Origin of the sequence: Shewanella sp. (genome assembly GCF_051658185.1) — a bacterium.
In the GTDB taxonomy this organism is placed as follows: domain Bacteria; phylum Pseudomonadota; class Gammaproteobacteria; order Enterobacterales; family Shewanellaceae; genus Shewanella.
Genome location: NZ_JBOFMC010000076.1, coordinates 1 through 8,821 on the forward strand (window position 1 = coordinate 1; position 8,821 = coordinate 8,821).

Genomic DNA, 8,821 nt, shown 5'->3' on the forward strand with positions numbered 1-8,821 from the left:
GCGTTTGTTAACTCGCGCAAATTTGTGGGCTCGAACATCATTGGCGCCACGAACCTTACCCAGCTCAAAGAGAATATTGACAGCCTGACCGTCAGCCTCTCACCAGCGTTACTTTCACGGTTAGATGCGCTATCAGAGCAATTTCGCTTCCCCTGCCCTTAGCGTTACGCCGGCTTGGGCGGCCTGACATAGCCTTAAACCGTTGGGTTCTGCCTTGGGAATATAGACCCAAGGCAATTTTCCAACAATGCGGCATTCAATTCTTATTTAACGCCTTAACAGCAACTGACGAGCATCGATATCGCGCAATCAATCTATTCAAGATCTATGCAGAATGCCGTGAGTCTGTTCAAGATATGTGCTGAGTGCTGAGTGCTGAGTGTTGAATGTTGAATGTAAAGTACAAGCTGCAGGCCCATTGCCGCACACGCCAAAACTAAAACTAACAACACCAACCACCAACAGCAGCAACAGCAGCAACAGCAACAGCAAAATGACAGTCAAACACCCCAGCACAAGCCACCTGCAGGGCTGGATTGCAGCTAACGTATCCAGACAAACCGCGGCGCAGCACAGTTTGGCCCGCAGCAATTGCCCTGCAACACTTGCATTCACCTAGCAGATAACAGAAGATCTCCTCGCCTTTTTATTGCCTAGCTTCATCCATGACTCAATCAACACCCACAACATTCACCACTGAACCGGTATCGACCGCTGCAGACAGCCCCTCGAGGGCTGACGGGGCGTTAACGACCTCATTAACCACAGCGCCCGCCGCGGCATCCTCCGGGTTTGAGCCATCGTTAATTAACGAAGAGGCGGCAACCAACGCGGCGATCCGCGCGCAATTTCCCATTTTAAAGCAAATGCTTGATGGTAACCCACTGTGTTATCTCGATACCGCCGCCACCAGCCAAAAGCCCCAACAAGTGCTCGATGTGATGGCGCAGTTTTACACTGAGGATAATGCCAATGTGCACCGGGCGGCACATCAGTTATCGGCGCGCTCAACCGTGAATTATGAAAAGGTGCGCGTGCAACTCCAACAGTTTTTAAAGGCTAAGCGCCGTGAAGAAATCATCTTTACCCATGGCACAACCGAATCCATCAATCTCGTCGCCTTTGGATTAACGGCTCAGCTCCGTACTGGGGATGTGATCTTAATCGATACCGCTGCCCACCACGCCAATATCGTGCCTTGGCAGGAGCTTGCTAAACGCACCGGAGCCGTGATTAAGCCCATCCCCCTCGACGAGCATTGCCGGTTAGATTTACACGCCTATCAAGCCCTGCTAGAGCTTAAGCCCAAAATCGTGGCGCTGTGCCATGTATCTAACGCCCTAGGCACTGTCAATCCGGTGGCGCAATTAGTGCAATTGGCCAAAGCCCAAGGGGCACTGACCTTAGTCGATGGCGCTCAGGCGGTGGCCCACTTACCCATTGATGTCGGTCATATCGATTGCGATTTTTACGTTTTTTCAGGCCATAAAATGTATGGTCCCACTGGGGTGGGTGTGCTCTATGGCCGATTTGATGCCCTCGATAGCCTCACCCCGCTGCTCACCGGCGGGGAGATGATCAAACATGTCAGCTTTGCGGCCAGTGAATTTGGCTCCCTACCCAATCGCCTAGAAGCTGGCACGCCACCGATTGCCGAAGTCATGGGGTTAGGGGCCGCCATTGAATTTGTACAATCTCAATTAACGCCCCAAATGCAAGCCTATGAGGCTGAGCTACTGCAGTATTTACAAGCCCAATTACGCGCCCTCGGCGACGTGCATTTATATGGGGCATGGGATGATAATATTGGGGTGGTCGCGTTTAATCTGGCTAACGAACATCATCAAGATGTCGGCATTTTATTAGATCAACAGGGCATCGCCCTGCGCTGCGGCCACCACTGCGCCATGCCATTGATGCAAAGTTTACAGTTAAAGGGCTGCTGCCGCGCCTCCATCGGCATTTACAGCAACAAAGCCGATATTGATCGTTTTATGAGTGCGCTCGCCTCGGTCAAAGCGCTCTTACTCTAACGCAAGCTGACGTGAACTAGGCAGGCCAATGCCCCGCTCACCGCTAAACCCAATCAACGCTAAAACGGAAGGCGACTGGCGAAAATGAAGACAAGGATGAGTGTTTAACGTCAGCAATAAACGTGAAATAACAGCGATGTGCGTGAAAGCACAATCAGTATTAAAGGATAACTATGAGCCAGCAAATACAGCCCAGCGGCAGCGATTTTCTCTATGAGGTCGAAGATAGCAGCACCTTGCTGAGCCGCTTTCAGCAAGCCGCCAATTGGCAAGAACGCTACCGCCAGATCATGCTGTTAGGTAAAGACTTACCTAACCTAAGCGCCCCGCTGCGCCAAGATTGCGCTAAGGTGCAAGGCTGCGAAAGTGATGCTTGGCTCTATCATCTTGCCCAAGGGGACACACACTATTATCTGGCCGACAGCGATGCCCGCATCGTTAAGGGGTTGATTGGCTTATTACTCAGCGCCTGCCATGGTAAAACAACGCAACAGATCCAAGCGTTCGATCCCCACAGCTACTTTGCACAATTGGGACTTGAAGGCCAACTTAGCCCCTCGCGTACCAACGGCTTAAATGCGCTAGCCTTAGCCATTAAAGAGGCCGCCCGCTAACACGGGCTCATCTCAATGGGTTGCAGTACCCGCTTAAGCCTCGATAACGTAGCCTTAAGCCTCGATAACGTAGCTTGAGGCTCGATAACACAGTCAGGGGTGTTAGCCGACGGCACAAACAGGGCTAATCATAAAATACCGCCAACCACAGGGTTTCCCCCTCGGCGGCAGTTGAAGCCACCCGGTGTTTTTGATGGGGTAAAATCGTGAGGTAATCCCCAGGCGTTAAGCGCACCGATACCTGCGGTTCAAAGACTAAGGTTGCTTCGCCCTTTAGCAGCATCACAAATTCATGCTGCGCCTGATCGTACCATTGCCCTTCTGGGGTCGAGTGGCCATGGGAGACAATGCGTTCAATCGTCACGCTGGCATTGCCCGCCAAGCGTTCAAAGACCTCGGCCGCAACATCCTCTGGAAGATCTTTAAAAACATTCGATAACATAGGGCAGCCATTATGTAAGCTGGGGCAGCAATAAGCACGGCACTCATGGGCCATCGCCCTGAGCGTGCGTTAAAGTGCGAAGGTGGCAATGGTTTTTTGAATGCCCACCACATCGGTGCCGCGCTTAAGCTCTTTCACTAACGGCTGACTTTGGCCTGAGATCCAAATTTTAAGCTCAGCATCCATATCAAAATGGCCGGTGGTTTCCACTTCAAAATGGGTAATGGATTTATAGGGGACGGAGTGATAGGTAACTTTTTTACCAGTCAGCCCTTGTTTATCAATTAAAATCAGCCGCTTATTCGTAAAAATAAACAAATCTCGGATCACTTTATAGGCCAGTTTTAATTCTTCCTGGATCCCCATAATCGGCCGCAACTCTTCGGCCAGTTCCTGTAAATCCACCTCAGACGCGTTACCCATTAATCCATCTAATAATCCCATGATGATCCTCTTATGTTTTGGCTATTGGCTATTGGCTATTGGCTATTGGCTATTGGCTATTGGCTTAAGGTATCGGCTCATTTGCCGCGATGCAACTGTATGACGGTGCAACTGTATGACGGTGCAACTATCTGATTGAGCAACCATTTGACTGAGCAACACTACAACGGTGTGACAGGGCAAGTATGTAACTAAGCTACTCTGGGACTAAAAGCGGTGAAACGGCGTAACGCTTTGCTTGCCAGCGTTACGCAAAGGCACATGTGCAGGCTCAGTCGCGGCGCTCGTGATCTCGCGCTAACTGAGCTTATTTACCGCCGCAGCATTACAACGGCTTTTGTCCCCGCACCTGACGGTTTTCACCAACAACCATCATTTCGCATTTCGGGCAGTCGAACACCAATTTGAGCACATCGTTACCAATTTCCAGCAGCATCGGCTCAGCTTTGATCCCCGGCACTTCCTTAGGACAGAGGTTAAAGTTAAACCGTAGACAATGCTTAGTGATCATCAGTGGTACATCTTCGGTAACGCCGTTTTTCTCGTAGGTATCTTGAATTTCAATCACGCCATGGCGCTGATAAAAACTCTTGGCCTTTTCATTGGCCACATTACCTAGATAACTCAAATGTTTAACCGGATAAACCGCATTAGGATTATAGGCCCAAGGTTGTGGGCGCACATAGGCTGCAGCCCGCGCCGCCACTAAGGCTGCCACACCATCACGCCGCAAACCATTCAGCACGGCCGCCGGTAAAAACCACGTTTGGGCCGTATCAATCACAATGCTGCGGGCAACAAAATCCGTACTGCCAAGCTTGGCAAGCTGAGTGCGGGTCTGTTGCAACGTTTTGTCTGCATCGGTGGCTGGGGTTTTGTCGACACTTAAGTTCACCGTAGCCGAGATACCATAGCGATCGGTTAAGCTAAGCGCTAAGCCGTCGGGGGTATCGCTTAAGCACATGTCGACGCTAATGATGCGTTTAGCAGACTCTTTCGCTAACAACAACTCAAAAGCTTGGTTGTGGTTACGGTAGAGGGTCATGCCGACTTTTAAATCCTTAGGGACTTGCAGGACATGGAGTTTATGACCTTCGGCGCGGTTGACTCTTAGCCCTTGCAATTTATCGTCCGATTGTTTTGCACTGGCATAATTAAGCGGGAAAAAGGCCAAACCGTCGCCATTATTAAATTCATGGGTTGAACTGACTTGAATAACATCTTTACCAATCGCAACGACTTTGCCCACCTCTTGGCCGATGTATTTGGGCGAGCGGAAATCTTTGATCCCTTGGCTACGTTCATGGACAAAATAGTCGGTGCTGCCGCGGTTAAAGGTCTTTTCCGGATCGGGCGTAAAAGTGTGCTCGCAGCGGCCATGGGATGAAGCGACCAATTCTGGGCGGCGGGCAATAATGGCATCTAATTTTTGCCGATAATGGGCCGTCACGTTTTTAACGTAACTGAGATCCTTAAGGCGACCTTCTATCTTAAATGAGCGCACCCCGGCATCGATTAATGCTTCAAGGTTATCGGTTTGGTTATTATCTTTAAGTGATAACAAATGCTCATTCTGGGCGAGAATATCCCCTGCCCGTGTTTTTAAATTGCCGGGCAAACGGCACATTTGCGAGCATTCACCACGGTTAGCGCTGCGATTACTAAAGGCATGGCTTAGGTTACATAAGCCACTGTAGGCCACACACAAAGCGCCGTGGATAAAAAACTCCAGCTGCATATTGGTGCGCGCAGCCACTTCACGAATTTGGCTGAGCCCCAGCTCACGGGCAAGCACCACTTGCGAAAAGCCAACTTGCTCCAAAAATGCCACTTTTTCAGGATGGCGGTTATCCATTTGAGTGCTGGCATGCAGGGCTATCGGTGGCAAATTGAGTTGCAACACCCCCATATCCTGCACAATCAAGGCATCTGCGCCCGCTTCATAAAGTTGCCAAATCAGTTGTTCGGCCGCGGCAAGCTCATCGTCCATTAAAATCGTGTTGAGGGCCACAAACACCTGCGCATGGTATTGGTGCGCGTAACGACACAGCCGCTCAATATCCGCCACACTGTTACCCGCCGTTGCCCGAGCCCCAAAGGCTGGACCACCGATATACACAGCGTCTGCGCCATGGCGTATGGCTTCGATACCATAATCGGCATTTTTTGCGGGTGCCAATAATTCTAAGCGATTACTCAGGTGAGAAAGCGACTGCGGCGCAAACTCTGGCTTAGGCTCTGGCGTATAAATCTCTGGCTGGCTCATGGCTTCACAGGCTCAACATGGTCGATGACAAAAGGGACGGCAGTATAGCAAGAACTCAAATCGAGCTCTATCAGCAAATGATGAATCACCGCCGCTCCCCCCTAGTGCGAAGGCGAGATAAACCACTAACAGGCTTGCACCCTCTAGCCTAGCGGAGTATCTTTGCCGCGCATTGAACAATAGGCAAGACTGACTAAACACCATTATGACTGATTTTATTTACCAACCACCGACCAGCCCTTGGCTCGATATTCTTTACCAAGATAAAGACATTATCGTCATCAACAAACCCTCGGGATTACTGTCGGTGCCTGGGCGCGATCCCGCCCATTACGACAGTGTTTACGCCAGAGTCAAAGCTGAGCACCCGCATTGCCAAATCGTTCATCGCCTCGATATGGCCACCTCAGGGGTGATGGTTGTCGCCCTGATCCGCAGCGCCGAACGAGAGCTCAAACGCCAATTTCATGATAGAGAAACCAGCAAAACCTATCTTGCCAGAGTCGCAGGCCACGTCAAAAACACCACAGGTAGCGTGGACTACCCGCTGATCTGTGACTGGCCGAATCGGCCCAAACAAAAAGTCGATCACCAGGTGGGCAAACCCTCATTAACTCACTATGAGGTATTAAGCCGCGGCCAACGTTCAAGCTTAGTCAAACTCATGCCTATCACTGGCCGCTCCCATCAATTGCGGGTACACATGATGGCGCTCGGCCACCCGATCCTCGGTGATGGGTTTTACGCCGATCCCCTCGCCAAATCCTTAGCGCCCCGTTTACTGCTACACGCTGCAGCGCTTTGCATCAAACATCCCTATAGCGGGGCAAGTATGACCTTTAGCAGCCCAGCTCCCTTCTGTGAGCCCGAGGGACAACAATAGCGCTTAAAATGAGAAAAACGCAAAATGAGTAGCAATTCGCCATAAAAAAACGTAACTTTATGACAATTCATTATGTTATAGAGATTTTATTTATGGATACATCATTTCAACGCGATCAGCTGGATAACCATATCCTCGAAGCCCTAATGCAGGATGCGCGCACTCCCTTTGCCGAACTGGCTAAACGCTTTAGCGTGAGCGCAGGCACTATCCATGTGCGGGTCGAAAAAATGAAACAAGCGGGCATTATCACCGGTGCCCAAATCACCGTGAATCCCAAAGCGCTCGGCTATGATGTGTGCTGTTTTATCGGTATCAATTTAAAAAGTGCCGGCGACTACCCAGCCGCTATCGCGAAACTCAACGCCCTTGAAGAAGTGGTTGAAGCCTATTACACCACTGGCAACTACAGTATTTTTGTCAAAGTCATGTGCCAATCCATTGATGGCCTACAGCATGTATTAATTAATCGCATTCAATCCATCGATGAAATTCAATCAACAGAAACCCTGATAAGCCTACAAAACCCCATCGTCCGGGCCGTTAAGCCTTAGATAAAATCCATCTAACTTATTACCAATAGTGAAAAATATAATACACAAGCAGGAGTGTGATTTTTTTTCAACACAAAAGTGTTAACGATAGTTTGATTTTATGTTACAACCTCAATGTCAGTGCAAAAAATGTGCGACGAACAATAACAATTCAACGGCGAACACTCAGTTTGTAGTATGAAATGGGTAACGCGTTTATTGACAAGGAAGAAGTTGTGAAGACAAAACTATCAATTGCTATCTCGGCAGCGCTAGTTTCCGGTGCTGCTATCGCCGGTACTGTGAACCAATACAATACGACGAATCAAGCAGCCGATCAGTATGCTGGTCTTAACGTCACCAAGAATGAAAGCAATGAGCAAAAACAAGCTGTTGCTTGGATGATCAAACTCAAATCTCCCTCTATTGCCGAGCAAAGCCAGCTAAAGGGATTTAACCCACAATCGGTGATGAGCCGTATTGAAAGCTCGCAAGCTCGCGTTAAAAGTGCCATTCAAAGCATGGACGCTGAGATCAACATTGTCGCCACCACCTCAAAACTCGTTAACGCTATCGTCGTTGAGGGTGATCATCAAAAACTGGTGGAATTACGAACACATGCTGACGTCGCTGATATTCTCCCGATTTATGACTACAAACTCGATGTCGCCGCCAGTGCTGAATACATCAAAGCCCAAACCGTTCTCAAAGAGGGAATCGCTTCAGGTAAAGGCCAACGAGTCGCTATCTTAGATACTGGCGTGGACTATACCCATAAAGCGCTAGGGGGAAGCGGCAACATTAACGATTACAAGGCTGCAGTAGCCACTAAAAGCGAGCAGCCCAATTGGCCTCAAGGCAAAGTGATCGGCGGCTGGGATTTTGTTAACAACGATCCAAACCCCATCGATGCCAGCACAAACCATGGCACCCATGTGAGCCACTCGGTGCTGGGCACCGCTCCCGATGTGGAGCTACTCGTGTATTCGGTATGTAATTCAGGCTGCTCTGGTATTGCCCAGTTAAATGCGTTAGAAGCCTCCATGGACCCTAATGGTGATGGCGATATTAGCGATCGCGTTGATACGGTGAATATGTCATTAGGCGGTGATTTTGGTGATACCGAAGGCGGCGCCGTCCAAGTACTGATCGATGAAATGGTCAAACTCGGGGTCAACCTCGTGATTTCTGCGGGCAATGATGGTCCAACGCCATTTGTAGTCGGTGGACCCAGTACAACTAACAGTGCCTTATCTGTCGGGGCGATGACTCACCCCACCACCAAAGTCGGTAAAATTGATGCCACACTATCAGGCAAGACAATCACTGCTATCGGCGCGGGTTTCAACAAATCAAATACCTATAGCTTCAACAATTCAACGGCACCCATTGTATACCCCGCCGCCAATAAAAATGGTTGTTTAAGCTATGCTGAAGATTTAACTGGCAAAACCGTTTTGATTGATCGCGGTACCTGTAGCTTCGTCGTCAAAGTATTAAACGCCCAATTAAAAGGAGCAGCTTTTGTTATTGTCGCCAATAATGCGGCCAATACCAGTCCAATCGTGATGGGAGGCGCTGACAGTAAAATTACCATCCCATCGGT

Annotated in this window: 8 protein-coding genes and 1 pseudogene; 6 read left to right on the forward strand and 3 right to left on the reverse strand. The window is 49.6% G+C overall.

Translation table 11 applies throughout. The features are described from left to right. The 3 genes and pseudogenes from ACRCZA_RS03370 to ACRCZA_RS03380 form a co-directional block, all read left to right on the forward strand. Positions 1-162 (forward strand): annotated as a pseudogene (locus tag ACRCZA_RS03370) (aldo/keto reductase); the annotation flags it as partial. 503 nt (positions 163-665) lie between these two features. Further along, positions 666-2,033 (forward strand): aminotransferase class V-fold PLP-dependent enzyme, encoded by a 1,368-nt coding sequence (locus ACRCZA_RS03375; RefSeq protein WP_438673073.1) that lies wholly within the window; start codon positions 666-668, stop codon positions 2,031-2,033. A 173-nt stretch (positions 2,034-2,206) separates the two neighbouring features. Further along, on the forward strand, positions 2,207-2,647 hold the full coding sequence (locus ACRCZA_RS03380; RefSeq protein ID WP_438673074.1) for a SufE family protein: 441 nt from the start codon (positions 2,207-2,209) through the stop codon (positions 2,645-2,647). A gap of 124 nt (positions 2,648-2,771) precedes the next feature. Here the strand turns inward: ACRCZA_RS03380 and ACRCZA_RS03385 are convergent, their stop codons facing one another. The 3 genes from ACRCZA_RS03385 to ACRCZA_RS03395 all read right to left on the reverse strand — a co-directional run bounded on the left by ACRCZA_RS03385 (position 2,772) and on the right by ACRCZA_RS03395 (position 5,799). Further along, the gene (locus ACRCZA_RS03385) at positions 2,772-3,089 is read right to left on the reverse strand and encodes a cupin domain-containing protein (protein ID WP_438673075.1); all 318 of its coding nucleotides are present in this window, start codon (positions 3,087-3,089) and stop codon (positions 2,772-2,774) included. A gap of 69 nt (positions 3,090-3,158) precedes the next feature. Next, entirely contained in the window at positions 3,159-3,533 is a 375-nt protein-coding gene (locus tag ACRCZA_RS03390) for a PH domain-containing protein (protein WP_438673076.1), read from the reverse strand. Between the two features lie 325 nt (positions 3,534-3,858). Next, positions 3,859-5,799, reverse strand: a complete 1,941-nt coding sequence (locus tag ACRCZA_RS03395) for a peptidase U32 family protein (RefSeq protein ID WP_438673077.1) — start codon at positions 5,797-5,799, stop codon at positions 3,859-3,861. 205 nt (positions 5,800-6,004) lie between these two features. On the opposite strand from ACRCZA_RS03395, the gene rluA reads away from it, so the two are divergent. The 3 genes from rluA to ACRCZA_RS03410 all read left to right on the forward strand — a co-directional run. Continuing rightward, entirely contained in the window at positions 6,005-6,682 is a 678-nt protein-coding gene (gene rluA, locus ACRCZA_RS03400) for a bifunctional tRNA pseudouridine(32) synthase/23S rRNA pseudouridine(746) synthase RluA (RefSeq protein WP_438673078.1), read from the forward strand. A 92-nt stretch (positions 6,683-6,774) separates the two neighbouring features. Then, positions 6,775-7,236: a transcriptional regulator AsnC gene (asnC, locus tag ACRCZA_RS03405; RefSeq protein ID WP_438673079.1), complete on the forward strand. Its 462-nt coding sequence runs from the start codon at positions 6,775-6,777 to the stop codon at positions 7,234-7,236. Positions 7,237-7,451: 215 nt separating this feature from the next. Further along, positions 7,452-8,821 (forward strand): S8 family serine peptidase (locus tag ACRCZA_RS03410; RefSeq protein ID WP_438673080.1); only part of this gene is annotated, 1,370 nt, incomplete at its 3' end.